The following is a 25,978-nucleotide window of genomic DNA, read 5'->3' as shown; positions in this document are numbered from 1 at the left end:
CATCACCCCGTTACAACAACGCCACCGTCAATGACCATGCATTGACCGGTCATCGCGCGGCTGGCCTTAGACGCGAGAAACAAGGTGGGTGCAATCATATCGTCAGGTGTCAGATGCTCTTTCAGGCATTGCCGATCCAGATGTGCAGCCAAATCCTCGGGCGTGGCCCACATGTCCAATTGTTTCTGCGTCAGGACCCAGCCGGGGGCCAGCGCGTTGACCCGGATGTTCTGCGGCCCAAGTTCGCGCGCCAAGGAGCGTGTCATACCGGTAATTCCGGCATTTGATGTCGTGTAGATTGGATAACCTGCGTTGCCCATCATGTAGCTGATCGAGCTGAAATTTATAATCGCTCCGCCTTCTTTCATCTGCCGGGCCGCTTCCTGACAGGCGAAGTAATACGCTTTCAAGTTGACTTCGATCATCCAGTCCCAGAACTCTGGCGTTGTTTCGTCCAAGGCGTGCCGCTGATCGTTGGCCGCGTTGTTGACCAACACGTTCAAGGGTCCATGCGCCTCAGCTGCTTTTTGCATAGTAGCGTGCAGCAGTTCGGTGTCAGTCATGTCACCCTGCATGAACAGGGGGGCGCGGCCATGTTTGTCGCGCATCTCTTCGACAAACGCATTGGCATCCGAGCGACCGATGAAGGCCACGTTAGCACCCTGAGTCATGAAACCATCGGTTAGCGCCGCGCCGACGCCTGAGCCACCGCCTGTGATGTAAACGGACGCCCCGTTCAGGTCGTGAAATGTTGCTGGTTGTGGCATCAGTGGCTCTCTCTGGTCACAAGGCGTGTGTCTTTGCCCACAAGGAAATCAAGGTCGGCCCCCTGATCGGCTTGCAGAACGTGGTCGATATAAAGTTTCGCATAACCGCGGGTATAGTGAGGTTCGTCCGGTTGCCACGCGGTGCGGCGCGCGTCCAGTTCCACTGCATCAACCAGCAATTCCATCTCACCCTTGCTGGCCGAGATACGAATGCGGTCGCCGGTTTTCACCAGTGCCAATGTACCACCGGCTTGCGCCTCCGGGCTGACATGCAGAATGACGGTGCCATAGGCGGTTCCGGACATGCGCGCGTCCGAGATGCGGATCATGTCACGCACACCTTCTTTCACCAGCTTGGCCGGGATCGGCATGTTGCCAACTTCGGGCATTCCGGGATACCCTTTGGGGCCGCAGCCCTTCAGAACCAGAATAGTTTCGGGTGTGACGGGCAAGTCATCCCGGTCGATATTGGCTTTCAGGTCCTCAATATTTTCAAAAACATAAGCCTCGGCTTCCGTTTCCAGAAGTTCATCTGTCGCCGCCGAAGGCTTCACGATGGCCCCGTTGGGCGCCAAGTTGCCTCGCAAGACGCGCAGACCGGCGGCAGGTTTCACCGGATCGTTGAAAGGGCGGATGACGTCCGTGTTGAAGCACTCGGCCCCTTCGTAATGGGCTGAAATGTCCTTGTTCAACACGGTTTTTGCCGGGCGAAGGAAGGGTTTAAGCTCGTTCAACACGACGGGAACCCCGCCTGCGTAGCAGAAGTCCTCCATCAGGTATTTGCCCGAAGGCATACAGTTCACCAACAGGGGAATTTCCGATCCGATCTCAAAATCCTTGAGTGTCAGATCAACGCCTACACGGCCTGCCAGAGCCAACAGATGAACGACGGCGTTGGTAGACCCACCCACGGCGGCATTGGCCAGAATGGCGTTTTCAAAAGCTTCTTTGGTCAGAATGTCTGAGGGTTTCAGGTCTTCGTCCACCATCTCGACGATCCTTTTGCCGGTCAGATGCGCCAGCGCCATACGGCGGGCATCCACGGCAGGCAGGGCAGCATTGGTAGGCAGGGACATACCCATCGCCTCAACCAGCGATGCCATAGTGGAGGCTGTTCCCATTGTCATGCAAACGCCTGCACTGCGAGACATGCCGGATTCGGCGTTCATGAAGTCCTGCAGGGTCATTTCTCCAGCACGGACGGCTTCCGAGAATTTCCAAACATCTGTGCCCGAGCCGATATCCTGCCCGCGGTACTTGCCGTTCAGCATCGGGCCAGAGCTGACCACGATTGACGGCAAATCGACCGAGGCCGCGCCCATCAACTGCCCCGGTGTTGTCTTGTCACAACCACCCAGAAGGACAACGCCGTCGATGCCGTAAGCACGAATGCTTTCTTCGACGTCCATCGCCAACAGATTGCGGAACAGCATGGCGGTCGGCTTCATCTGTGTCTCGCCCAGTGACATAACGGGGAATTCGACCGGAAAGCCACCTGCCTCCCACACGCCACGTTTGACCCCTTCGGCCAGATCGCGCAGGCCCGAATTGCAGGGGGTCAATTCCGACCACGTGTTGCAGATTCCAATGATAGGTCGCCCGTCGAAAGCGTGATCGGGAAAGCCCTGGTTTTTCATCCAGGAGCGATGAATGAACCCGTCCTTGTCGAGCTTTCCGTACCAATGCTGTGAGCGGCGTTTTGTCATTTTTGCGTTGCTTTTCTTGGCTGTGGTTGGAATTGAGTATTTCAAAAAAAGATGAAGATCAGGCGGCCCGAGCGGGGCGGCACCAATCGGGCAGCCAGTCGGCATGGGCTGTTAGCAGGTCACTCACCAGATTGCGGATTTGGCGCAGGTCGAGTTCGGCCGCGGTATGCGGATCCATCATGGCGGCGTGATAGATGTATTCGGGGTTCTGATCTATCAGAGCCCGAACGGTCAGTTCCTGCACGTTGATCTGAGTGCGCATTAAGGCAATCAGTTGCGGCGGGATATCGGTGACGACCGAAGGCTGCACACCGTTGCTGTCGACTAGGCAGGGCGTTTCAACCGCTGCGCCCGGTGGAAGTTGGGGAATTTGGCCGGTGTTGGGCAAGTTGCCATAGGCTGTGTATGGCGTATCCGTGACGACGGCGTTCATCAAGTCGGCCGCAAATTCGTGGCTGCGGATGACTTCAATGTCACGACCGTCGGTCAATGTCTTGGCCTGTTCTTTCCAGTTGGCCACCTGTTCAACACAGCGGGTCGGGTACTCGTCCAGCGGGATCGAGAATTGCTCGATCAGGTCCTGACGTCCGTCCTTGATGAACCACGGGACGTATTCCGCCAGATGTTCCGAGCTTTCAGTGCAAAAATAGCCAAGGTGATCCATGACTTCATACCGCACTTTGTTGGGGCAGCGTGGCATCAGCAGCGGGGCCTTGGGAATTTGGCCACTGGCATAACCTTGCCGCAGCGCGGGGTAGAGGTCGCGCCCCTGATGTTCGAGTTTAAGGAAAAAGGCGACGTGATTTACACCGGCAACCTTGTAGCGGAACTCGTCTTTGGGCAGGTCAAGATCGTGGGCCAGTTCTTCGACCGTATTTTGAACCGAATGGCACAAGCCAACCTGTTTCAGCGCCGGGAATTGCTCAGCCAGCGCCCAGGTGTTGATTGCCATCGGGTTCACGTATTGCAACAGTGTTGCGTTCGGGCATAGCTGCATCATGTCACGTGCGACGTCCCACAACACCGGAACCGTGCGCAACCCACGCATGATGCCGCCGACGCCCAGTGTGTCGGCAATGGTTTGGCGCAGGCCATATTGCTTGGGGATTTCGAAATCGGTGACCGTGCAGGGCTCATACCCACCGATCTGAAAGGCAGTGATGACAAAATCCGCGCCGTCCAATGCGGCGCGTCGGTCTGTATGCGTGGTAACTGTCGCACCCGTGCCGACCGAGCGGATCATGGCGCGCGCCACAGCTTCGCTTTCGGCAAGCCGCTCGGGATCAATATCCATCAGCGCAAAGTGGCTGTTTGCCAGTGCAGGGGTCAGCAGGGTGTCACCAACGATATTCTGCATGAAAATCGTGGAACCTGCACCGATAAAGGTGATCTTTGTCATCTTACAAACTCTTGGTTTGACGTTATTTTACTGCACCGAGGGTCAGGCCCGCGATGAAGTGTTTCTGCATCAGGAAGAACATGGCAACAGGCGGCAGGGCTGCGACGATCGAGCCTGCACTCATCAATTGGTAAGCAGCTCTGAACTGGGCGTTAAAACTGGTGATCCCCGCCGTAACAGGCTGGCTTTCTGCGCCTTGGGTTAGAACAACGGCCCAGAAATAGTCGTTCCAGATAAAGGTAAAGATCAGCACGCTGAGCGCAGCGATTGCAGGCTTCATCAAGGGCAAAACGACATACCAGAAGATACGGATTTCGCTGATACCCTCGACCCGCGCAGCTTCGATCAACTCGAAGGGCAGGGCGCGAATGAAGTTCCGCATGAACAGGGTGCAGAACCCTGTCTGGAACGCGATGTGGAACAGGACAAGGCCAGTTTTGGTGTTGTAGAGACCGAGTTCAAGCGTGAGATCACGGACAGGCACCATCAGAATCTGGAAGGGTACGAAGTTGCCCGCAACGAACATGAAAAAGATCCAGAGGTTCGATTTGAACTTGTAGATCCCAAGCGCAAAGCCAGTCATGCAGCTTAGCGCGACAGCTCCGATCACCGTCGGGACGGTGATCATAAACGAGTTCAACAAATAGCGCGGCATGTCCGAGTTGAAGAACACCTGCCCATAGTTGAACGCACCTTCAAAGCTTGATGGCAATCCCCAGTAATTGGCGTTTGTGAAGTCTGCGGCGGGCTTGACCGAAAACAGGGCAACCGCCAGCAATGGACCAAGCCACAGCAACAGGGCCAGTGGCAGCATGGCCTGATAGGTGATCTGCGCCGCGCGAGGTTGTTTTTCGATGGGTTTGGGAAACATTTCAGTGCCCCTTTTCTTCGCGGTACATCGACCACAGGAAGTAGGCGATGAAGCAGAGCATGATGAGGAAGAGGATCACTGCGATCGCGGCGCCATATCCCATGCGGAAGCCGTATTCAGACAGGGCAACCTCGAACATGTAGTAGGCCAGCACCCGAGATGATCCGAAGGGCCCGCCTTGGGTCATGATCGAGATCAGGTCGAAGCTGCGCAACGCGCCGATGATTGTAACTACGAAAGCGATGAAGGTGGCGGGGCGCAATTGTGGCAGGATGATATGCCACAGCATTCTCCACCCTTTTGCGCCATCCAATCGCCCGGCCTCGATCTGTTCTGGATCCACTGCGTTCAAGCCCGTCAGATACAGGATCATGCAATATGCGGTTTGCGGCCAAAGACCGGCGAAGATGATGCCATAGGTTACGAACCGTTCGTCGCCCAGCACATTCAGCGGGCCAAGGCCGAAGAAACCAAGGAATTCGTTCAAGAGCCCGAAGGTCGGGTCATAAAACCATGTAAATACAAGGCCGACGACCACCTGAGAGATCACGAACGGGAAGAAAAACAGGGACTTGTACAGGCGGATGCCCCAAACCGTCTGGTTCAGGAATAATGCAATGAACAGGCCCGCCGGAATCGCCAGAAGATAAAGGACCAGCCAGATCAGGTTGTTTTTCAGCGAGATGAAAAAAGCATCCCGATCCACCCATTCCCAATACAGGTCTTCGTAATTCCGGAACCCGACATATTCGGCTGCGCCCAAACCGTCCCATTCGTAAAGGGACAGGTTGAAGGATTGGAATACCGGGATGATCACATAGACCATGAAGAACAGCAGGCCCGGTGCCAGAAACAACCACGGCGCAATTCGCTGCTGGTTGCGGTGAAACCAGCTTTCTTGTTCTGGGATGTCGGCGGCAACGGTCATGATGGTGTTCCGGGCGATAAGGGGTGGCGGACTGAAGCCCGTCCTATATTTCAGGGGATAGGTAGGCCGGGCAATTAGCCCGGCCCGATCCGCTTAGTTGTCGTAGATGCGCTGACGGGCGCGTTCCAGTTTCGCCAGAATACGATCAGCATTGTCCGGCTTGACCATGAATTCCTGGAAGCCTTCCATCGACACTTTGGCCATTTCAGCCGGAGCATCGCGATCCCAGAACTGAGCGACACCGCCCGGACTGTTGGATGACAACATTTGGAAGCCCTGCTGCAGGAACTTGTCGTCATCCACCGAAGACTGCGCGTTCACAGGCAGCTGACCAAGGTTTGCACCATTGTTGATCTCGGTCTGCTCGTCTGCCGAAACCACAAAGCGCAGGAACTCACGTGCGGCTTCTTTGTTGGACGCATTGGCCGGGATGTGGAACGTGTCTGTCGGAGCGTCTTCGGCCAATTCGACGTCGGGATTGATGGAAACGAACTGGTAGAAGTCCAGTTGATCATCCGTCAGCCCCGCATCACGCAACGGCGCAACGGCGAAGTTGCCCATCAGGTAAGCAGCGGCTTCGCCATTGACCATGAAGGGCAGGGCCTCTTGCCAGCTATAGGTCTGGTGGTTGTCGATGAACGCACCCATGTCGATCAGCTGTTTCCAGTTGGCGAAGGTCTGTTTGACTCGATCATCTTCCCAGCTGATTTCGCCATTGGCGAGCTGGTTGTGGAAGTCAAACCCGTTGGTGCGCATGTTCAGGTAGTCGAACCAGCCACCGGCGGTCCACAGGAACTTGGTGCCGATGGTATAGCAGGCGCGACCTGAATCGACGATCTTCTGGCAGTTGGCCAGTTCTTCTTCCCAGGTCGTCGGCTCGCTCAAGCCCAGCTCATCAAAGATGTCTTTGCGGTAATAAACACCCCACTGATAGTAGGTGTATGGCACACCCCACTGCTTGCCATCGATGGTCATCGCGCCTTTGGTCGAAGCCAGGTTCTCGGCAATTTCAGGCTCGGCCCACAGGTCTGATACGTCTTCAAACAGGCCAGCCTCAACATACGGCTTCATGCGATTGGCGGCGTACCAAGTGGCCACGTCCGGAGTGTCGGCCGTAAGGAAATTGCGGATCTGCGTTTTATAAGCTTCGCGGTCGATCACGGTGGTTTCGATTTCCAAACCTGGATGCTGTTCCGCAAACCGCTCGATCATCGCTTCCATCGTCGCACGCGGCGCAGGGTTAGACGTGTCCAGGAAAATGCGCAGCTCTCCGGTCAGTTCCGCAGCTGCTGGCGCCGCCATTGCGACGCCAAGCGCCAGCGCAGCCGTTGTGCGCTTGAAAGTGGAATACATGGTCTCCTCCCTGTTGCTCCCATGTGAGGTTCCAAATATTGAAACCAAGTTTTATATATTGAAAACTACACATCGACTCGGTTAGTCTTGTCAAGACCCATCGAGAGGAAGCGATGGAAAGCGGAGGAGAACACAGGCCCGTGTCAGGTGATGGAACCATAGGCAAAGCATGTGACGTGTTGGATCACGTCGCGGCTTTTCAACGCCCTGTGCGGTTTTCTGAACTGCTGGACAGCAGTGCCTTTCCCAAGGCAACGCTCTACCGATTCCTTCAATCCCTGACGAATCAGGGAATGTTGTCTTACGACCCGGACAGACAAACCTATGCGCCTGGAATGAGGTTGGTTCGGCTGGCCCATGCCGCATGGACACAAAGTTCTCTGGCGCCGATTGCTCGCCCGTTTCTTGATGGGCTGAGCCGGGAAACCGGGGAAACCGTGCACCTGGCACAGCTCGATTCGGGGCAAGTCCTGTATGTCGACAAACGCAATGCGGCGCAGCCCATAGAAATGTATTCGCAAGCTGGCAAAGTCGGCCCAGCTTACTGCACCGGGGTCGGCAAGGCGATGATGGCGTTTTTAGAGGAAGACGCGCTGAACAGGGTGATTTCTCAGCAAAGCTATCACCGTTTCACCGAAAAAACCCTGACTTCCGAACAAGCGCTGCGCGAAGATCTTGATAGGATAAGAACCCGGGGATTTGCGGTAGACGACGAAGAACATGAACCCGGCATCATATGTATCGCCTGCCCGGTATTGACGTCGAACAATCGAATGCTGGGCGCGATTTCCGTGACAGGCTCGACGGAACGGATGAATTTCAAACAACTCGAAGCCTGGGTGCCGCGTCTACGCCGCGTGGCTGAACAGATCGGGGCCGAAGCGCAGGCATGGCGCTTTCCCGAAACAGGTCCAAACCATAGCAATGACAGGATGCAAGTGACATGACAGGAGTAACTCTGAACCAGGCGATCAAGCGGTATGGTCAGACGCAGGTCATTCACGGGATCGACCTGCAGATCGACGATGGTGAGTTCTGCGTTTTTGTTGGCCCCTCGGGATGCGGCAAGTCCACTTTGTTGCGCATGATTGCGGGGCTTGAAGAGACCTCGGAAGGTCAGATTCACATCGGTGCGCGGGACGTCACGCATATGGACCCTGCAAAACGTGGGGTCGCGATGGTGTTTCAAACTTATGCGCTTTACCCGCACATGACGGTTGCCGAAAACATGGGGTTCGGCCTGCGTATGAACGGTGTCGCAAAACCCGAGATTGATAAGAAGGTTCAGGAAGCTTCGAACATTCTGAAACTGGATCAATACCTCAAGCGTAAACCCAAGGCTCTGTCAGGGGGTCAACGGCAGAGGGTTGCAATCGGTCGGGCCATTGTTCGCGGACCAGAGGTTTTTCTGTTTGATGAACCCTTGTCGAACCTGGACGCCGAGTTGCGGGTCGAGATGCGGGTCGAGATCGCGCGTCTACATCAGGAAATCGGCGCTACCATGATTTACGTGACACACGACCAGGTAGAAGCGATGACTATGGCCGACAAAATCGTAGTCCTGCGCGATGGTCGTATCGAGCAGGTGGGTGCCCCAATGGACCTCTACCGAGATCCCGACAACCGCTTTGTTGCCGGCTTTATTGGCTCACCCGCGATGAACTTCCTGGAATGTGAGTATGCCGATGGGCACGTTACCCATCCTGCCCTGGCTCAGCCATTGCCGATCACTGCAACGGTTCCTGCCGGACAGAGCAAAGTAACTTTGGGGATGCGCCCGGAACATATCCAGATCGACCGGTCGGCGGAGATCTGCACAGTGGATCTAACCGAGGCATTAGGGGGCGTTTCCTATTCCTATCTGCTGACACCAAATGGCGACAAACTGATTGTCGAGGAGCGGGACGATCAACGCAGCAAAACGGGTGACCGGATCGGCATTTCAATCCTGCCCGAACGCGCCATGGTGTTCGACCCCGAGACAGGGCAAAGGTTTCGGTAGCGTTTTAACGTTTGGCTGATCCGCAACGCTTGTTTGCTGCCTTCAAAGCAACTACCTATGGTAGAAACGTATTTGTTTTGAGGATACTATGCGCGTTCGCCTTGCCGCGTTGATCGTCGTTTTCTCGACATTGTTACTGGCGTTCAACGCGCCTTCGAAAGCGGAAAGGGACTACGCCAAACTGCGCGCCGCCTGTGGAATGAGCGGTGGATCAGAAATGGCTATTCCGGCCTGCACTGCGCTGCTTGACCTGAATGACGAACCGTTGGAGGCGCGTCAGGACTACAACGCCAAACGGGCGCAGGCTTTGCACTGTTACGGGCACTATCAGCGGGCAATTGAAGACGCGGATCGCGCGTTGTCCTTGAATTCTGAAGATGCGGTTACACTCATCTGGCGCGGCTATTCCAAGAACGCGCTGGAGAACAAAGCCGGTGCCCGGGCCGATTTTGAACAGGCACAAAAGATCCGACCCAATAGCACATGTGTTTTGTTCATCGTGGCAAAGCAGATGCAAGCATGGGGTGAAGTTTCTCTTGCGCTGGAAGGTTATGAAAAGGTGTTGGAGATAGATCCTGGCTATGAAGATGTCGGCGTCCGGTATTTGAATCTTCTATACGAGGCTATGCCCGCCGAGGACTTTGAGTCCCAGTTGACGAAAGCTGAAACGAAATGGCCGGATCAACCATGGGCACACGGCGTCCGCGTCACGTATGAACTTCGTCATGGCTATGATTTGGGCAAAGCCTTGTATGCGGCTGAATCAAGAATAGCGCTTACCCCGAATCCGAAAGCAGAGAACAAAATCGACTGGGGCGAAAAAGGATCGGTCCGGAGAACGATGGATCTTTTGCTTGGATACATAGTCCATGGGCAGAGTACTGAGTGGGTAACGCGAAGCCATTCCTTTGCTGCTTTGGGTGCAACAGATCTCGCTCGTGCAGAGTATCAGCAATTCTTGGCAAAAGGCGGTCCGTACTCTTTGGGGCTTCTTATGGACATTATTGAGGGCGCTGACGTCCCCGTCGACCCGCAAGCCCGACAGGGTGCAGTTGAACATATCAACAAGGCAATTGATGATCACATCCGCCGATTGGAACAGAAAGTCGGGTTCGCGTCACTTGGCCCCCAAGCCAAATGAGGGCAGGGCTGCAAGTAGTTTTCCCGACCCGTGGCAAAACGCGCGCATGTAGGCAATTGATTCCAAGTCAAACCTGATTTAAGGGAAGCCCTGTCAAAACAGAGTCACCCAGGGGCGGTATCGTGATCGCGCCCCTCCCGCGCCGCGCTATTGCGGCCCTTAACTCTTAGATCGCACGCCCCGAAAGGCTTAAAAAAGGTAAAAGAATATGGCAGATAAATCGAACTTCGACATATTGTATACCATTGTAGACGAAGCGCCCGAGCTGGCCAGCGCCTCGTTCCTGCCCATCATCCGCAAGTTCGCATCTGCTGCGGGCGTCAGCGTTGGAACCAAGGATATTTCACTGGCTGGGCGCATTCTGGCAACCTTCCCCGAGAAGTTGACAGATGCACAGCGCATCACCGACGATCTGGCCGCTTTGGGGGATCTGGTAAAAACACCCGACGCCAATGTTATCAAGCTGCCGAATATCTCGGCCTCGGTTCCGCAGTTGGTTGCCGCCATCGAAGAGCTTCAGTCGCAAGGCTATGACATTCCTGCCTACCCTGAAGAACCGGCCACAGAAGAAGAAAAAGCAATCCGAGCGCGGTATGACGCGATCAAGGGCTCGGCCGTGAACCCGGTTCTGCGAGAGGGCAACAGCGACCGTCGAGCGGCGCGTGCGGTTAAGAACTATGCCCAGAAGAACCCCCATTCGATGGGTGAATGGGCTTCGGACAGCAAAACCAAAGTGTCGTCCATGACCGGCAACGACTTTTATGCCAACGAAAAGTCAGCGACCATTAGCGCCGCTCAGGCCGGTAACGCAAAGATCGAATTCGTTGGTAAAGACGGCGGCGTAACCGTCCTGAAAGACGCCTGGCCGCTGGAAGAAGGCACTGTGGCCGACGCTACCTTCATGTCGGTCAAGGCCTTGTCTTCTTTCTTGGCCGACGCTGTCGAGGACACCAAGAAAGACGGCACCATGTTCTCGCTACACATGAAGGCGACGATGATGAAGGTCAGCGACCCGATCATCTTCGGCTATGCCGTCAAAGCGTGGCTGGCCCCGGTGTTTGAGCAATTCGGTGCCGAATTGGACGCACTGGGTGTGAACCCGAATTCGGGCCTGGGTGACGTGTTGGATCGTGTGAAAGACAACGCCGTTATCATGGCCGCCATCGATGCGATCAAAGGTGATCGTCCGTCGATGTACATGGTTGATTCAGATCGCGGTATCACCAACCTGCACGTGCCCTCAGACGTGATCATCGACGCCTCTATGCCTGCCGTGATCCGTGCAGGCGGCAAGGGTTGGGATGAGACAGGCGCCAAGGGTGACACCAATTGTGTGATCCCTGACCGCTGCTACGCGCCGGTCTATGACGAAACCATCAAGTTCTTCAAAGCCAACGGCGCGTTAAACCCAGCGACCGCAGGTGCAGTCGCCAACGTCGGCCTGATGGCACAGAAGGCCGAAGAATATGGCTCGCACCCGACCACGTTCCAAGCCCCTGCCGATGGTACGATCCGCATCGTTCTTGCGAATGGTGAAACGTTGCATAGCCACGAGGTCGAGGCTGGCGACATCTGGCGCGCCTGCACCGTCAAGAAAGCACCGATCGAGAACTGGATCCAACTGGCGATGGACCGTCAGCGCCTGACCGGGTCCGAGGCGATTTTCTGGCTGGACGCAAACCGCGCCCATGATGCCGAACTGATCAAATACGTCAAACCGGCGCTCGAGGCCGCTGGCGTTGCCGACAAGTTCCTGATCATGGCCCCGCGCGAAGCCACCCGCCAGTCGCTGGAAACCATCACGGCGGGCAACGACTCGATTGCCATCACCGGCAACGTGCTGCGGGACTATCTGACCGATCTGTTCCCGATCCTCGAACTGGGCACTTCTGCCAAGATGCTGTCGATTGTGAAACTGATGAATGGCGGCGGATTGTTTGAAACCGGGGCAGGAGGGTCCGCTCCGAAGCACGTTCAGCAGTTGGTTGAGGAAAACCACCTGCGCTGGGACTCGATGGGAGAGTTCTGTGCTCTTGGTGAATCTCTGAACTTCCTTGCTGACAGCAAAGGCAACGCCAAGGCAGGTGTTCTGGGTGCTGCTGCCGAAGCTGCAACGCAGGGCATCTTGGACAACAACCGTTCGCCAAGCCGTAAAGTGGGTCAGCCGGACAACCGCGACAGCCACTATTGGTTCGCACGCTACTGGGCAGAAGCTTTGGCAGCCCAATCCGATGACGGCGAACTCGCAGCCGAATTCGCGCCCTTAGCAGACGAACTGGCAGGGAAGGAAGAGCAAATTCTGTCTGAACTGGCTGCTGCTCAGGGTGCTGCTGCGGATTTGGGAGGGTACTATCACACAGACCCGGCCAAGACGGCCGCTGTGATGCGCCCCAGTGCAACACTGAACGCGATTATCGGCTAATCAAAATAACAGCAGGTGCTTAGGCATTTGCCTTGTATGCCACCAGGGGCCAGCACACAGTGCGGCCCCTATTTTTTGGGCTCGGTCAGCCCAAAGTTATGGTGTCACAAAAATTTGGAGCTTTCTCTAGGTCTCGGGTGCTCGTTTGAAACTCACAGAAGTCCGAGAACACAGGTGGAATAAAATTAGCAAATCTTTTCAATACGATGGAGTGAAACTGCACTGACCTACGGGATTCCCCCAATAGCTGCGACCATCACACTACGTTAAATGTGTGGTAACAGAGAATTTCACTGGTGAGGCCTTAGGGCTATATCACTCACTCAGAAAATGACCAGCATTTGGGGTGCTGGTCATTTTGCTTTTTGAAGCCCGAGATCGTGAAAAGTCCGTAACAACCGACACGGAGATACAGAGCACGCAAACGCTGTTGGGTGGAGTAAACCAATTTTTGAAAATACGCTGCCCGTCAGGCGAATTTGCGTGACTTGGCTTTTGCAAGGGAAGTTTGCATCCGGTTCACCCCTGAGGCAGCGACACCTTCATACTGAAGGTAGGACATGCGGCGCGCCTCTCGCCGTGCGAGGGCAAGAGATTGCAGGATAAGTGCGCATACAATCGACAGCATCGAAGCAACAAACCCCGATACGGCAACGACCAGTGATGGAATCCGGTCAACCAGCCCTGTATCCAGAAACTCGCGGAAAACCGAAATAAAGACCAACAGCGAAGGTACGAAAGCCAACACGGCCAAGGACAAGAAGAACGAGATGGGTTTTTCGTCTTTGATCAGAAGGCCGATCATCTTCAAAATACGCCAACCATCCGAAAAAGTGGCCAGTTTGGAGTTCGAATCCGGCAGTCGTGAAAAGTAGCGGGTTTCTACTTCGCCAATTGGCATACGCATCTGCATCGCATGTACGGTGAGTTCGGTTTCAATCTCGAACCCGTTGGATACAGCCGGGAAGCTTTTGACAAAACGTCTGCTGAAAACCCGATAACCGGACAGCAGATCGTTGATTTTGCTTTTGAAAAAGAACTTCACGAGCCCGCTGAACAGGGCATTCCCGAATTTGTGTCCGCGACGGTAAGCGTCCGTTTGATCATTCACGCGCGCGCCATTGACCATGTCCAGGTTCTGCGAAACCAACAGGTTGATTAAGTCCGGAGCAGCCGAGCTGTCATACGTCGCATCTCCGTCCGCCATGACGTAGACATCAGCATCTACATCGGCAAACATTCTGCGCACAACGTTGCCTTTGCCCTGATAAGGCTCAGAGAAGACCAGCGCACCAGCCTCTTCCGCGATCTTGACCGAGTCGTCTGTGGAATTGTTGTCAAATACGTAAATGACTGCCTCAGGCAGGGCGGCACGAAACTGTTTTACGGTTTCACCAATGGCAATCGCTTCATTGTAGCACGGTAAGATCACGGCAATATCCAGGTCCGGCCTGTTCACAGGCGTGACCGATTTTTTCCTAAGATCCAAGGCACCTTGTATCATGCGTCACTCATGCTTTTGCGGTCCCGCAAGGGGAATGATGATTGCGCTTCAGGCTCAGAATGCTGTGCCTATGAGGCGGTTATGCAGCAGATAAACGGCCAAAATTTGTCTTCCGAAGAAATTGGACGCTTCCTGAAAGAAAAAAGGGCCGGTTCAAAGACCGGCCCGTAGTTTCAGCTGAACCGAGGGATCAGTTCGAAGCTGCGTTCAGTTTTGCATTTTGTTCACGTAGCGAGTCTGAAATAATCGCGTACCATTCGCCGGACTCGCGCATTTCGTTCAGGCCTTTGTTCATCATCGCAATATACTCACGCGCGAACGGGTTTGTACGATGCGCAAGGAAACTCATCGATGACAGCGTCGAAACATAGGGGTTTTCAATGATGTCAGACGAGGTCAAACCCATGTCGTTCATTGTGGATGCGAATAGATCAACCTCGAACGCGGCCACATCGGCCGTGCCGGTCAAAACCGCATCCAGGCATTCACGCGCGGAATTCGGCTGGACAACAGTTGTATTCTCACGGTTCAAGCCGACTTCTTCCAGGACAACCATGCTCCAACCTGCCATCCGGCAGATGGTGGATCCTTCAAAATCCTTGAAATCCGTAGCGTTAGCATACTGGCTTTCTGGCAGGGTGAAGAAGCCACCAACGATGTCGTAAACTGGAACCGAAGCAACAAACTGGGTACAGCGCGCGGTTGTTTCAGCTGACCATTCGTATGTGCGGTTCGTACAATCTGGGATAGTCCAAGCGATGGAGATGTCAAACGCACCAAGTGGCAACAGGGTATCAAGGTGCGAGCTCCAGTCATCAACGAAACTGACCGAATAATCGCGTTGGTTACCCGCGCGCTGAAGGCTGGTCGTCGCCAGACGAGTCATGATGCCGCCACCGCTAAGGTTCTCGGTTGTAAACGGCTCCCAGCCGTTACCGGCAACCATCTTGATGGGAGGCGCATAGACGTTGGAACGCTTGACACTCGCCGCGCGCTCTTCTTCTTCTGCGATGATTTCTTGAGCAGTCCGACCGTTGGGCAGGCTCCCGTCTTCACAAGGCAGCGCCAGTACCAGGCCCGGCTCCAGAGCGTTCGGGTTGATGATCTCGTTGCGGTTCGCGTTGAAGATCGGCTGATAGTTCGAGGTGCCATAGGCTGCGATTGCGATAGTCGCCATCGTGTCGCCGTCCTGAACGGTGTAGTTGGTACAAGCTTCCTGCGCTGCGGCTGCACCAGCAGTCAGTGCTGTAACGGCGGTGGCCGACAGGGCTACTTTTTTAAGGTTGAATTCAAACATGTCCACGTCCTCCAGACTTTAGTTTTGCCAGGCCAGTTGGGGCCTTATCCATTTTCCATTTGATGCCGCAGAGCGGTCGACACGATGTCGCGCCACTCTCCGGATTGCTGCATGATTGCCAGACCCTGATTAAGCGTCTCAAGGATCGCCTCCCCATCAGGATTATCTTTGTGGGTCATGACGTTAAGCGACTTAATCGCCGCTAGGTTGGGGTTTTCGATGATGCGGTGTTCGTATCCCAGGCGTTGGATTGCTTCGACCGCCAGATGGGCTTCGATTGCGACAATATCCGCGCGGCCTTCGATCACCGCATGAAAGCAATCGTCGGGCGAAACCGGACGCAACAAAGTGATGATCGGCTCGTAAAGGCTGACGGCGTCCATGTGAGAGGTCGACCAACCTTCGGGACGGCAAATCGTTGTGCCTGCAAAGTCGGCATAGCTCAGCGCCTCTTCATACCCCGAGCCTTCGAAGGCAAAGAAGGTGTCCACAACTTCGTAGAACGGGTTCGAAAAGTTGTAGGTTTCACAGCGCGAGCGATCGCTTTCCGACAGGGCTTCAGGCTCTTCGCAGTTTGGGCGCGACCAAGGGAAGGTTCCGTCAAATGCTAGTGTTGGCATCAACAGATCCAGATGAGATGACCAGTCGTTCACAAACTGGATCTTGTAGGACTGTTCCGGTGCAGCGCGCAGCATGGCCGTTTCAACAAGGTTGGTATACAACCCACGGTTTGGTAGCGCTTCGTCAGTAAAGGGGGCATAGTTCCCGCCGGTGATCAACAAAAGCTGCCGGTCCCGAATTTCCGGACGCTCTCCTGCATCGGCATTCCGGATCAACGCAGCGGCTTCTGATCGGGCGGCCTCAATTTCTTCTTTGGCTGCGGCCCGTGCTTCGACGACTGCCTCTTCACTGGCTTTCTTTGCTTCCGCTTCGGCTGCTGCCACACGGGCTTCGGCCTCAGCCACAGCTTTTGCGGCGCGTTCCTCGGCGGCTTTTACCAGTTCTGCTGCCATTTCCGCAGCAAGACGTTCTGCTTCGGTATCGGCAAGGGCCGGAGCTCGGCCGACATCTTCCAGACACGGCAACTCCAGAACATCGCCAACACGGATTATGTTTGGATTCGACCCAATGACGTCACGGTTGGCGTCGAAGATAATGCGGAAGTCTTCGGTCGAGTATACTTCAATCGCCAATTCTCTGAGGCTGTCACCACGTTGGATTTCGTAGCTGGTACAAGCCTCTTGCGCTGACGCTGCGCCGGTGGCGGCAGCAAGAGCAAGGCTGGAAATGATGAGGTGCTTTTTCATGGGTCCTGTTGCTTTGCCTGATTATGTTCTTGTGAATTTCGCGACAGCGATGGACAGATTGTCTTGATCCGGATCGTCTTTGGTCTGAACCGCCAACAGCAACGCCTCGGCGATATCCTGAGCCAGAGAGTGTTGGTGCTTGCTCAGAACCGATTGAATTTCGGCGTCGCTGAGATACTGCAGGCCATCACTGCCAAGGATCAGAATATCCGCTGGTGTCACCTGCATGGGACGTTCGGGGCAATCTACTTTGGGAATACCGCCACCCATGATCACGGATGTCAGTTGGTTACGGTCCAAATCGCGCGCGTCAGCCTCTGTGATCTCTCCCGCGCTTAGTTTCGCATCGATCACGGGCGCCATTGAGTGATCTTCATTGATCTGCGTCAACGTGTTGTCGCGGAACAGAAACAAAGGGCTGTCCCCGATGGAAATCCAGAAAACGCGCTGCCCCAGAAGCAAGACACCCAACAAGGTCGAGCCCATGTTAAAGCCCTGTCCCTGCGCCTCGTTATGATTGGCGATCGCTGCATTTGCCTGCATGGCCGCCAATGGAAGGGCATCAATCGCGGATCCTTCGTTCAGCGTTTCGGCCTCAAGTTCTGCGTCCAACGCGTCACGCCAGGCTGAAATCACCATTTCTGACGCGACTTCACCGGCGTCGTGACCGCCCATACCATCGGCAATCACGACATAGCCCGCATCTGACGCGTCGAACATGCGCGCCGCGATGGCGTCTTCCTGCGTCTCTCGCTGACCCTGGTTCAGGATCAGCGCAACATCATATGCCGGAGTTGCCAGCATCTATCAGGAATCCCGCCAATCAAAACCTTCGTCGCAGAAGGCTGTAAATCGGATGGAGGTTTCGCTGATACGGATCAAATCACCGCTGGACAAGGCCACGGTGCTCAGCACGGGCTTGCCGTTCAGACGTACAAGGTTGGCCTTGCCGCCATGACCCAGGTAACACTTTCGATCTTCAGGGTCATAGGCAATGACGGCATGGTTCGAACGAGAGATACCGGTGTCGCCAAAGTCGAGTTGGATTGCCTGGTCATCATTTCGGCCAATCTGCATCAGGCCTTCGGTCAATGTGATGCTGGCACCGCGACCGGGCCCGAACGTAACGACCAGCCAGCCAACGGGGAAGGTCTCTTGTGCGGCTTCAGTCTTGGCGACGGGTTCCGAGGTTTCGATCAACTCTTGCACGTGCGTATCTGCACGCTCAAAACCCAGGAAGGTTGTTTTGACGCGCGAACGGCGGTCTTCCGTCGGAGCGGGGGCAGCGACAGGGGGCGTAGGCTGGACTGCCTCAGCAACCGGTTCAACGGTCTGTTCCGGCTCTTGCAGCGGGGCCTCTGCAGCTTCGGTAACCACCTCCTGCGCGGCTTCCTCAGCTTCCGGTTCCACCGTTTCAACCACAGTGCTTGCTGAGGTCACTTCTACAGGGGTCATCGCCGGGTCATCGGCAATATGCAAGGTGATGATCTGTTCGTCTTCGACCGCTTCCTCTTCTTCAGCGATCTCAGCGGTCAGGATTTCTTCCGGTGCGTCATCCTCGCTTGCCGTGTGTTCGGCGAAAATGGACTCTTCGACGTTTTCAGCGACCTCGGCCTCAGCCTCGTCGAATTCGGGCATTTTCTCTTCCGGGATCAGTTCATCCGTTTCCTCGTAGGACTCGGACGTCATGTTCCCACCAGCCAGCGCCGCCCGCAGAGCGTTAAAGTCCGCAATGGGCTCTTGATTTTCGCCTTCAGCCGCAGGGGTTTCTACCGCGTCTGTGGTTTCCGAAGTATCTTCTTCTTTGGATTTGCCGGCACCTTCTAGAAGCCGGCTCAGAGGGCTTTTGTATTTGAACATGGTGTCGACACCTTTGATTTGGCGGCACGAATTTCCTGTGCCGTAGGCTGCTACTTATCCCGCACACTCAAGCGCGGAGACACTCATCGGGTACTCAAGGGAACTGGTACTCTCTGCGGCGGGCCGGTCCCCGCCGGGGTGACAAAACTGGCTGCCACCCTCAGCAAACACACACTGGCAGATCACAAACGAACCGGTCAGATCACTCCTGTGCAAGCTGCATGGTTGCAGCGGCTTCTGCACCATTGCGCAGGACGGTTAGATTAGCTTCCGGCTGACCCTCAGCGACCAGCTCTACAAGCATCGCGTCCAGGCTTTCCGATCCATCCAGGTTCATGCGGGATTGGCTTTCGCTCAGCAGGACGTCACCTCTTTGCAGGCCGCCTGCGGCGTCGGACGGAACTGATTCCACCACAGTTTTCCAGCCCTCATCATCCGAACTGCTGACGGTAAAGGTGTAACCGTTCTCGAGCCCGACCGAGCGCACCACTGGCAGGGCAAGCAGCCCATTTTGTGCCCGGGTTTGTCCAAGCGGACGATAGCGGGCGGCCACACGGGTATAGCCGTCTGGGTCGATGCTCAACTTGTCCAATACCTGAGCAGCAAAAGTGGCGTCCTCGCGGATGGGCTTTCCGTTTAATGTGAAGATCACTGCGCCGCGCTGCACCCAATCGCCAATCACACTCATGTCTTGATTTGGATTGAGGCCGGTCACAGCGATGGTAGGCCCTGTCGAACCGCGACGGCGAGACGTCTGGAAAGGAATTTCTACATCCCAATGGGCAAAAGATACCTGCTGTTCCGCTGGAGTAGCACCAGATGCAGCGACCTCTGGTTCCGCCTCTGCGACGGTAGCGACCTGAGCCTCGGTTTCCGACGTGTCAGGGGTTACGGGCGCTGTTTCTGTGACAACTGTCTCCGCAGTCTCGGCTTGTGCCTGCTCGACAGGCTCTTCTGCTAGAGGTGCAGTTTCTGGCTCTGGCTCTGGCACTGCTGCGATTTCAGCTTCGGGCTCTTCTGTTACTGTGCTGGTGACCTCACTTGCTGACGCTGCAGCTCCGGCTGTCTGCACTTCGTCGGTAGCTTGTGCAGCCGGTGCCTCAATCTGTGCTTCAGGTTTATCACCAGACATCGCAAAATAACCGCCAGCCGCCAGAGCAACTGCAACCACTGCCACACCAGCGATCAGTTTGCCGCTGCCGCCAGAACCGCTTTGAACCACAGTATCGACAGCGACAGGCGTTTCTTCTTTCACGGTGAGTTTTGCCAGATCCTCATTCTTCTTGTCGTCGTTGCCAACAACGATATCGGAGTTTCCAGCCAGCAGCGCAGTCACGACGGCTTCGGCGTTTTCACTTTCCGCCTTGATCCGCGCCTTTTCTTCTTCTTTGTCTTTCCGGTCCATGCCCACGATCACCGAGACCGGGCGATAGGCAAAGGTATCAAACATAACACCCGGGCCGCGGAACATGCGCAACCAATCCAGCGCTGTCTGCAAGCGATCTGTCGTGTGAACTTCCATCGCCTTGTCAATCGCTTCAAGGAATCCGTCGGGATACCCTTCGAAACGACCCGCAAGGGGGGTATAGGGATCGTCCTGTCCGTTGTTAAAGGCGTTCAAGCGGCTCTGACCATCGACCGGGCGTTCACCACTGATGGCATGGTACAGCGTTGCAGCCAGTACATACAGGTCGCTGCTCGGGCCCTGTTCGGCGCCCCGTACATAGAATTCGTGCGGAGAATAACCGTCTTTGATGACACGAAGGGTGAGCAAAGCCGCGGATTTGTTTGCAGCCTGCTCCCGCGCCGCGCCAAAGTCGATCAGGACCGGATCGCTGTTCTCATCGATCAGGATGTTGTCCGGTGAAATGTCGCGGTGCAACATGCCGCTTTGGTGAATGAACGAAACGGCAGACAGCATCTTCTCCGTGACTTGCACGATGAAATCGGGGCCTGCATCGTTTTCCGGGTTTTCAACATAATCCAGCAGATCGCAGCCGCGGATCAGATCCATCGCGATGTATGCGGTGTCATTGTCTTCAAACACCTGATGCACATCGACGATGTTGGGATGCACAAGGCGTGCGTGATTGCGGGCTTCCTGAATAAACAGGTCAATTATCGCGCGCAGGTCTTCTTTGTAAGAGGGGTCGTTTGGTTCGACCAGATCACCGTTGCGCCGACACAAAGCACCAGGGAAACACTCTTTGATCACCACGTCGCGCTCCAGGCTGTCGCGCGCAAGATAGGTGATCCCAAATCCCCCGTTGCTCAGAAAGCGGAGGATCTCATACTGACCGCGCAGCAATTTTGCGCCCGGTTGCAATCCTTCAATTTTTGGTTCGTCGTGCGTCGCACCGACAGCCTGGTTGTGGCTCATTTCAATCCGCCCGTTCTACTCGTTTTGCGGCTAAATCTAACAGGGCCAACAGCCCACGAACTCACAACCAAAAACAACCGCAGGACACTTAAGAACGGTTAGACGTTTCAAATTTGACTTTATTGGGGCCGCCTGATGGCTTCACTATGGATCGTTTTACGATCTATGGCATATATAGTTATTTGAGGGTCAAAATATCTATATATTGATAAATGGGGCGACGGCATTGAAAACGTACACCCCAAATTTAGCAGTTTGGTCTACGAATTCGAAACAATAAAGGGCCGATTCCTCGGCCCTTCGAATCGCTTTGTCGCGCTCAATCTTAACGGGAGATTATCAGGTTCCGGTTTTGGACTGCGCTGCGGCAACCGTGCTACCGGCCCATGCCAGGTTGTCTCCCAACTGTGCAAGTATGCTGATTGCATCCTTTAATGGCGCATCGCCGCTTTCGAACTGCAACAACAAAAGCAAGTCGGTCGCCTTTTCAAACTCGGCAGGAATCCAATCCGCATCCGGGTCAATTTCGCCCCCTTGCTCCAGCCGCTCCGCAAAGTCTTCGACAATCTCCTGACAGCTTTGCAAGAAGGCGGCAGGGTCAATATCCGAGGACTCGCGCAGATCTTCGTAAATGCTTGCAATCGCAGCTAGCCAGTCTTCAAGAATGGGGTTGTTCAAGGGGGGCAGGGCGGAGCCTAACGCGGATTGCATTGTTGCAGTGTCCGAAAGAGCCGGTTCCGGTTCGGGTCCCTGTAGCTCTTGAAGATACGGCAGGAATTCATCCTGCAAGTCTTTCCGAGCGGCCTCCAGGTCGCTGCGACGCCGGTTCGAAGCTACGTCCAGAACTTGTTCGGCAAGATTCTGTCCACCGCACGTCTCCCATAGAGCGAAGTCGGGTTCCGGCTCTTGGGCCATTGCCTTCACCGCCACCGGAGTGCCAATCGGAACGACCTCGCGGAACATCCCTTCCTTTTCCTTGTTAAGTCGAGCCAAAACGCGGTCCAGTGATCCCTGTACCGGCGGCAAGTCTGCGTGCGTCACAGCAAGCAGGCTATTCGAGCGTAGTTCAGGTGGCACTTTCGACCACAAGTGGCGCTCGGTCTCTCGCCACGCGTTTGTACCGTTTGTGCACCAGATGGCGCAGTCGACAAATTTCAGCAGATCCAGCGTATTCTTATAGGTGTCATCCAAAGCACCCGAACCAGGAAGATCAAACAGGGAAATTTCCTTAAGCGCAGGCGTATTGATCCCCACCGAGATGAAATCAGGCTCGTCCGCCGCCGCTTTTTCAAGGGCGATACCGGAATATGTCTTCGGCTCTTTGTTCCACCAGCCTACAGTTGTTTCAGGCGTTTCGGCGTAAGCTACAATCACCAGCGGCAGTTTCAGATGTTGCGGACCGGTGGGCAGAATATCTGCACCGGCCAGCATGTTTGCGAGGCTCGACTTGCCCGCACCAAATTCCCCGGCAAACCCGATATTGACCGCGTTGGACAGCCGTTCAGCGTGGGCCAGAGCCCTTGCGCGCATATCCTCCAAAGTCTCGTCCGACGACAGTTTTTCAGTCGCGGTCAGAAAGCGCTCCAGCTGGTGCACTTCCTGTTCGGTTCCGGGAAATTCAATCATTCCGCAGCCTCTGCTTGTCGTTCGTCCGCATTGCCAGCTCCAAAGACGCTCTCCAGATCCGAAGCAATTCGGCGTGCTCTGTCGAATGCAGCTTGTGCTTCGGCCTGAGCATTCAATTCACCGGCACCAGAACGGTGTTCAAAATGGCCCGCCAACAGCGCGACATAGTGATCCAAAACTGTGTTCAGCCGTTCCAGCAAGTTGTCTCGTGTGGTGTCGATCAAATCGTCTCCGATCAGTTCGAACTCTTGCACAATCATTCGTTCGGCCCGCGTAACGACACTGTTGCGCGAGATCAGGCGCGACAACCAGTTTACACGCAATTCAACCGTAATTCCACGGGTGAGGGCAGTGGTGTCTGGCCTGAACCAGCGAACTGCGCTGGTGTTCATGCGATTGTCGACGGGCTCTTGCCAACCCGGCAATGCGCGTAAAGCAGCGTTGCATTGCATGTCGATCGCATAGAGTTCGCTTAGCATACGCTGGCGGACCACTTGCGATGCACCTTGCACCAGTTCCCGCATGTGTTCGCGCAACGGGGTAAAGTTCAGCTCAGTTGCACCCCCCTTGGCCAGCAGAGGTGATTGACCATTTGGTCCACGCACCACGGCCGAGACGGATTCAGCAACCGTGTCATCCATCACACCACGCAGATTGGACAGGACATCATCCATGTCACGCGTGATGTCCTGGGTCTTATCGGCAACCAACTTACGCAATTCGCCAAGCGTCTTGTCACTGTCTTCAGTGTTGCGCGTACCCGAGCTGTTTTCGTCCTTCAACGCACGCAAATGAACCTGTGATCGCTCAAGCTCGCCCCTTGCGAAACTGTCAAGGTGTTGCCATGCCATACGAAGCTGTTCGTCAATTGGCCCGTCAGTGAGGGCTTTGGTGACGTGCCGGCGCAGATCAGGCAGACCAGAGGCGATCATTGCTGCAAAGCGCAATACAGCCTCTCGACTGATCGGACCTGGGCCTTGTTTAATTTCGGCCACGCCGTTTAGGTATTGTTTCATCTGTTCCGGATGCGCCCGCAGCCACGCCAGAACATGATCATGGTTCACACCGGTCTCATCGCCGGTCAAAGCATAGTGCGCCCATTGAGCACTGCCCATCAGCACATCGATATCAGAATTGCCGAGCGCTTTTTCCAACCCGTCCAGAACATCAAAACGGACCTTGGCCGCATCCTCGGGGCCGTCGCCCAGTTCATCAACTCGGTTGATGAACACAACAATCTGGCCAAGCTCCAAAGCCTGCATAAGACGGAATAGTTTCAGGTCTGCGCGCGACAAAGCCTGATGTGCGGACAGAACCACCACAAAGAAATCAGATTCCTTGAGGTATTGGCGCGAAATCTCTTCACGGATCAGCAGGGGGTCATTGACCCCCGGAGTATCCGTTACAGATAAGGGAAACGGGAAATGCCCGATGTCAAAATAGACTTCGGCCTTCCGGGTGATGTCACTGTAAAGTCCCCGATCACTGCCTGGGTCAACGCTGCCATCCTCAGCAGGATCATCGCCCGCGCAGACGTAACGCGCCAGGTCGTCTGAGTTCAGTTCATCCAGATCGTGGTGTTGCCCCAACAACTGCTCATAGCTGTCACCCAGACGCAGGCGCGCCCGGGTCTTCATGGCTTCGACCTGTTCTTCGATCATCTCGCGCTTATAGCTGTCCTCGTCATCGGGGAACATGTTACGCAGTTCTTCACCTTCGGCGATCAGGGATTGCCATTGGTGGTTGTCGAAGAAATGAAATTCAGCCCCATCGGTGCGACCGGATGGATGCCCGAAATGCATATCGGTGATCACGGTGGTCCATGGATTGACGTCCGATGGCAGGTACTCTGCCTGCCCCGTGAACCCGTTGATCAGACGGGATTTACCAGCCTTGATCTGACCGACAAAGGCGATTGACGGCTTCAGACTTCCCAGATCTCCGATGATACGCGAAATGAAATGACGCGTTTCATCATTGCTGGTTTCGTTCATGTCTTCTGCGATGCGGATAAGCTCGCGGCGATGTGTTTCACTCATTACTCACTACCTTGGTCACACAAAATCGGATTGAATTAATCGAAAATTTGAATGCTCGGAGGGAAGTCATTCCTTGTCCCCCTGCAAAGACGTCCACAGACTGACGACCGCCCCCAGTTTGCGCGCGTCGTGGATGGCAACGGCGATTTGCCCGGTGTCGCTGAGCGCTGCAATTCCAGCACCCTTACCTCCAGATGGGCGCATGACGATAAGGTGGGGGCCGTCAAACTCGTCCCGAGTGTCGTTATCCCAGCCTGCAAGATCCGCAGCAAAACAAGCTACAACGTTCTGGTCGGGATGCATATCTTCGGAAGGCTGACAAGAGTCCGCACAGGACAGGGCGGTTTTTTCCACACTGTCGATCAAAACACGGCCAGATGCAAAACGCCTGGCACCGTCAAAAAACTTTTGTGCCAGAAGTGTTTCTGTATCTTCCATCTGAGCTGGCAGAGGCTCGTCCTCCGTGAGCATCTCCACATCCGGCACCACCGAAACAATCGGTTCAGCAGACAGTTCGATGGCAGCGCAGGCCCCTTCGATTTCACTGTAGGTCAAGCCAACGTCGTCTGCCTCAAGATCTGAATCCGGTTTGCCGGACATCATTTCAAGCGGGGCAGGGGCGTTCGCGATGTCAGACACAAGTTGAGCCAGTTTTTCGACCAACTCACCGCGCCCTTCGGTTTCGAAGTCAGGCTTCGGTCCAGACGGCACCTGGAAAACATCTGTGACACGTGAACTGTTCACCTCGATGGCCAGACACGCACCATTAGAAGCCGTGAATTCCAGCCGACGAGGTAGAACAGTACCACGAATAGCGTGCAAAACAGCGCTACGCCTCGCTGCAGCGGACTCGCCCGCGATCGTTACCGCTGGTGACAGCCGCGCAACCGAGGACCGCCCGATGTCTTCGAGCATGTCCAGAATGTCAGTGTCCATCATACCGTGACCCCCTCTGGTCCCGTTCAAACTGCGGCCTCGACCGGCCCCAGACTGAGATGTGATTTTGTAAGCGCCAACCCGACATTTGCGCTGTTGCGGCAGATATAGCAGACCACGTGATCAGGATATTCCTTGGTCCGCAGGAAAATATTAAGGCGATCTTTTGAAAACACTGCGATTTCCCCAAACCCTGCGTTTTCCGACTCTTCGACCCCGGCCTGACGCAAAAGCGCCTCGAACGCAGCCACACCGCGTCCTTGAAACAGGTTGGCCACAGCGATTGCCAACGTATCCAGAGATTCCGTGCTGTCTGGCTCCGAAACGCAACTGCCCAGCAACATCCCGGTTTCCATATCGATATACCCGGCTGCGATGCAGTCGGGTATTGTTTCGATCGCTGTGCTCAAGGCGTCCCGAATAGACATTTAAGTCCTTGT

Annotated in this window: 20 protein-coding genes; 4 read left to right on the top strand and 16 right to left on the bottom strand. The window is 55.2% G+C overall.

Translation table 11 applies throughout. The features are described from left to right. Positions 1–2 precede the first annotated feature (2 nt). The 6 genes from ACR3EH_RS20250 to ACR3EH_RS20225 all read right to left on the bottom strand — a co-directional run bounded on the left by ACR3EH_RS20250 (position 3) and on the right by ACR3EH_RS20225 (position 7,024). Positions 3–767, bottom strand: coding sequence for an SDR family NAD(P)-dependent oxidoreductase (locus tag ACR3EH_RS20250; RefSeq protein ID WP_171675975.1), 765 nt, complete (start codon positions 765–767; stop codon positions 3–5). Continuing rightward, complete coding sequence (locus tag ACR3EH_RS20245; protein ID WP_171647201.1) at positions 767–2,473, bottom strand: IlvD/Edd family dehydratase; 1,707 nt, start codon at positions 2,471–2,473, stop codon at positions 767–769. Before ACR3EH_RS20245 ends, ACR3EH_RS20250 begins: the two co-directional genes overlap by 1 nt. A gap of 58 nt (positions 2,474–2,531) precedes the next feature. Further along, positions 2,532–3,872, bottom strand: a complete 1,341-nt coding sequence (melA, locus tag ACR3EH_RS20240) for an alpha-glucosidase/alpha-galactosidase (protein ID WP_171185486.1) — start codon at positions 3,870–3,872, stop codon at positions 2,532–2,534. A gap of 22 nt (positions 3,873–3,894) precedes the next feature. Further along, on the bottom strand, positions 3,895–4,743 hold the full coding sequence (locus tag ACR3EH_RS20235) for a carbohydrate ABC transporter permease (RefSeq protein WP_171094761.1): 849 nt from the start codon (positions 4,741–4,743) through the stop codon (positions 3,895–3,897). Between the two features lies 1 nt (position 4,744). Then, positions 4,745–5,671 carry a carbohydrate ABC transporter permease gene (locus ACR3EH_RS20230; protein WP_171094759.1) on the bottom strand — a complete coding sequence of 309 codons (927 nt, stop codon included), beginning with the start codon at positions 5,669–5,671 and terminating at the stop codon, positions 4,745–4,747. 93 nt (positions 5,672–5,764) lie between these two features. Beyond that, entirely contained in the window at positions 5,765–7,024 is a 1,260-nt protein-coding gene (locus ACR3EH_RS20225) for an ABC transporter substrate-binding protein (protein WP_171185487.1), read from the bottom strand. Between the two features lie 140 nt (positions 7,025–7,164). Here ACR3EH_RS20225 and ACR3EH_RS20220 point away from each other — a divergent pair, with 140 nt between their 5' ends. The 4 genes from ACR3EH_RS20220 (at position 7,165) to ACR3EH_RS20205 (ending at position 12,589) form a co-directional block, all read left to right on the top strand. Continuing rightward, the gene (locus ACR3EH_RS20220) at positions 7,165–7,971 is read left to right on the top strand and encodes an IclR family transcriptional regulator (protein WP_171185723.1); all 807 of its coding nucleotides are present in this window, start codon (positions 7,165–7,167) and stop codon (positions 7,969–7,971) included. Then, positions 7,968–9,026 (top strand): ABC transporter ATP-binding protein, encoded by a 1,059-nt coding sequence (locus ACR3EH_RS20215; RefSeq protein ID WP_171185488.1) that lies wholly within the window; start codon positions 7,968–7,970, stop codon positions 9,024–9,026. The genes ACR3EH_RS20220 and ACR3EH_RS20215 overlap by 4 nt, the downstream gene beginning before the upstream one ends. A gap of 88 nt (positions 9,027–9,114) precedes the next feature. After that, positions 9,115–10,167 carry a tetratricopeptide repeat protein gene (locus tag ACR3EH_RS20210; protein ID WP_171675977.1) on the top strand — a complete coding sequence of 351 codons (1,053 nt, stop codon included), beginning with the start codon at positions 9,115–9,117 and terminating at the stop codon, positions 10,165–10,167. Positions 10,168–10,375: 208 nt separating this feature from the next. Then, positions 10,376–12,589, top strand: coding sequence for an NADP-dependent isocitrate dehydrogenase (locus ACR3EH_RS20205; RefSeq protein WP_171185490.1), 2,214 nt, complete (start codon positions 10,376–10,378; stop codon positions 12,587–12,589). A 469-nt stretch (positions 12,590–13,058) separates the two neighbouring features. On the opposite strand, the gene ACR3EH_RS20200 is transcribed toward ACR3EH_RS20205, so the two are convergent. The 10 genes from ACR3EH_RS20200 to ACR3EH_RS20155 form a co-directional block, all read right to left on the bottom strand. Continuing rightward, positions 13,059–14,093, bottom strand: coding sequence for a glycosyltransferase family 2 protein (locus tag ACR3EH_RS20200; protein WP_171185491.1), 1,035 nt, complete (start codon positions 14,091–14,093; stop codon positions 13,059–13,061). A gap of 190 nt (positions 14,094–14,283) precedes the next feature. Continuing rightward, the gene (locus tag ACR3EH_RS20195; RefSeq protein ID WP_171094749.1) at positions 14,284–15,390 is read right to left on the bottom strand and encodes a transporter substrate-binding domain-containing protein; all 1,107 of its coding nucleotides are present in this window, start codon (positions 15,388–15,390) and stop codon (positions 14,284–14,286) included. Between the two features lie 44 nt (positions 15,391–15,434). Continuing rightward, on the bottom strand, positions 15,435–16,697 hold the full coding sequence (locus ACR3EH_RS20190) for a transporter substrate-binding domain-containing protein (RefSeq protein WP_171185492.1): 1,263 nt from the start codon (positions 16,695–16,697) through the stop codon (positions 15,435–15,437). 21 nt (positions 16,698–16,718) lie between these two features. After that, positions 16,719–17,501 carry a PP2C family protein-serine/threonine phosphatase gene (locus ACR3EH_RS20185; protein WP_171185494.1) on the bottom strand — a complete coding sequence of 261 codons (783 nt, stop codon included), beginning with the start codon at positions 17,499–17,501 and terminating at the stop codon, positions 16,719–16,721. A gap of 3 nt (positions 17,502–17,504) precedes the next feature. Continuing rightward, positions 17,505–18,557 (bottom strand): FHA domain-containing protein, encoded by a 1,053-nt coding sequence (locus ACR3EH_RS20180; RefSeq protein ID WP_171185497.1) that lies wholly within the window; start codon positions 18,555–18,557, stop codon positions 17,505–17,507. Positions 18,558–18,759: 202 nt separating this feature from the next. Then, positions 18,760–20,937 carry a serine/threonine protein kinase gene (locus tag ACR3EH_RS20175; protein WP_171185499.1) on the bottom strand — a complete coding sequence of 726 codons (2,178 nt, stop codon included), beginning with the start codon at positions 20,935–20,937 and terminating at the stop codon, positions 18,760–18,762. Positions 20,938–21,276: 339 nt separating this feature from the next. Beyond that, positions 21,277–22,563, bottom strand: a complete 1,287-nt coding sequence (locus ACR3EH_RS20170) for a dynamin family protein (RefSeq protein ID WP_171185501.1) — start codon at positions 22,561–22,563, stop codon at positions 21,277–21,279. Further along, positions 22,560–24,602: a dynamin family protein gene (locus tag ACR3EH_RS20165; RefSeq protein ID WP_171185503.1), complete on the bottom strand. Its 2,043-nt coding sequence runs from the start codon at positions 24,600–24,602 to the stop codon at positions 22,560–22,562. Before ACR3EH_RS20165 ends, ACR3EH_RS20170 begins: the two co-directional genes overlap by 4 nt. A gap of 66 nt (positions 24,603–24,668) precedes the next feature. Next, positions 24,669–25,541, bottom strand: a complete 873-nt coding sequence (locus tag ACR3EH_RS20160; protein WP_171185505.1) for a hypothetical protein — start codon at positions 25,539–25,541, stop codon at positions 24,669–24,671. Positions 25,542–25,564: 23 nt separating this feature from the next. Further along, positions 25,565–25,966 carry a hypothetical protein gene (locus ACR3EH_RS20155; RefSeq protein WP_171675979.1) on the bottom strand — a complete coding sequence of 134 codons (402 nt, stop codon included), beginning with the start codon at positions 25,964–25,966 and terminating at the stop codon, positions 25,565–25,567. Positions 25,967–25,978: the final 12 nt, after the last annotated feature.

The sequence above is a fragment of the Ruegeria sp. BG7 genome (assembly GCF_056535685.1).
Note: the sequence above shows the minus strand (reverse complement) of the source record. Positions and strands in the feature narration are given on the sequence as shown.

Bases quoted from the DNA above. Each gene is read 5' to 3' on its own strand.
- ACR3EH_RS20250 (WP_171675975.1), bottom strand. From the start codon at position 767: ATGCCACAACCAGCAACATTTCACGACCTGAACGGGGCGTCCGTTTAC.
- ACR3EH_RS20245 (WP_171647201.1), bottom strand. From the start codon at position 2,473: ATGACAAAACGCCGCTCACAGCATTGGTACGGAAAGCTCGACAAGGAC.
- melA (WP_171185486.1), bottom strand. From the start codon at position 3,872: ATGACAAAGATCACCTTTATCGGTGCAGGTTCCACGATTTTCATGCAG.
- ACR3EH_RS20235 (WP_171094761.1), bottom strand. From the start codon at position 4,743: ATGTTTCCCAAACCCATCGAAAAACAACCTCGCGCGGCGCAGATCACC.
- ACR3EH_RS20230 (WP_171094759.1), bottom strand. From the start codon at position 5,671: ATGACCGTTGCCGCCGACATCCCAGAACAAGAAAGCTGGTTTCACCGC.
- ACR3EH_RS20225 (WP_171185487.1), bottom strand. From the start codon at position 7,024: ATGTATTCCACTTTCAAGCGCACAACGGCTGCGCTGGCGCTTGGCGTC.
- ACR3EH_RS20215 (WP_171185488.1), top strand. From the start codon at position 7,968: ATGACAGGAGTAACTCTGAACCAGGCGATCAAGCGGTATGGTCAGACG.
- ACR3EH_RS20210 (WP_171675977.1), top strand. From the start codon at position 9,115: ATGCGCGTTCGCCTTGCCGCGTTGATCGTCGTTTTCTCGACATTGTTA.
- ACR3EH_RS20205 (WP_171185490.1), top strand. From the start codon at position 10,376: ATGGCAGATAAATCGAACTTCGACATATTGTATACCATTGTAGACGAA.
- ACR3EH_RS20200 (WP_171185491.1), bottom strand. From the start codon at position 14,093: ATGATACAAGGTGCCTTGGATCTTAGGAAAAAATCGGTCACGCCTGTG.
- ACR3EH_RS20195 (WP_171094749.1), bottom strand. From the start codon at position 15,390: ATGTTTGAATTCAACCTTAAAAAAGTAGCCCTGTCGGCCACCGCCGTT.
- ACR3EH_RS20190 (WP_171185492.1), bottom strand. From the start codon at position 16,697: ATGAAAAAGCACCTCATCATTTCCAGCCTTGCTCTTGCTGCCGCCACC.
- ACR3EH_RS20185 (WP_171185494.1), bottom strand. From the start codon at position 17,501: ATGCTGGCAACTCCGGCATATGATGTTGCGCTGATCCTGAACCAGGGT.
- ACR3EH_RS20180 (WP_171185497.1), bottom strand. From the start codon at position 18,557: ATGTTCAAATACAAAAGCCCTCTGAGCCGGCTTCTAGAAGGTGCCGGC.
- ACR3EH_RS20175 (WP_171185499.1), bottom strand. From the start codon at position 20,937: ATGAGCCACAACCAGGCTGTCGGTGCGACGCACGACGAACCAAAAATT.
- ACR3EH_RS20170 (WP_171185501.1), bottom strand. From the start codon at position 22,563: ATGATTGAATTTCCCGGAACCGAACAGGAAGTGCACCAGCTGGAGCGC.
- ACR3EH_RS20165 (WP_171185503.1), bottom strand. From the start codon at position 24,602: ATGAGTGAAACACATCGCCGCGAGCTTATCCGCATCGCAGAAGACATG.
- ACR3EH_RS20160 (WP_171185505.1), bottom strand. From the start codon at position 25,541: ATGATGGACACTGACATTCTGGACATGCTCGAAGACATCGGGCGGTCC.
- ACR3EH_RS20155 (WP_171675979.1), bottom strand. From the start codon at position 25,966: ATGTCTATTCGGGACGCCTTGAGCACAGCGATCGAAACAATACCCGAC.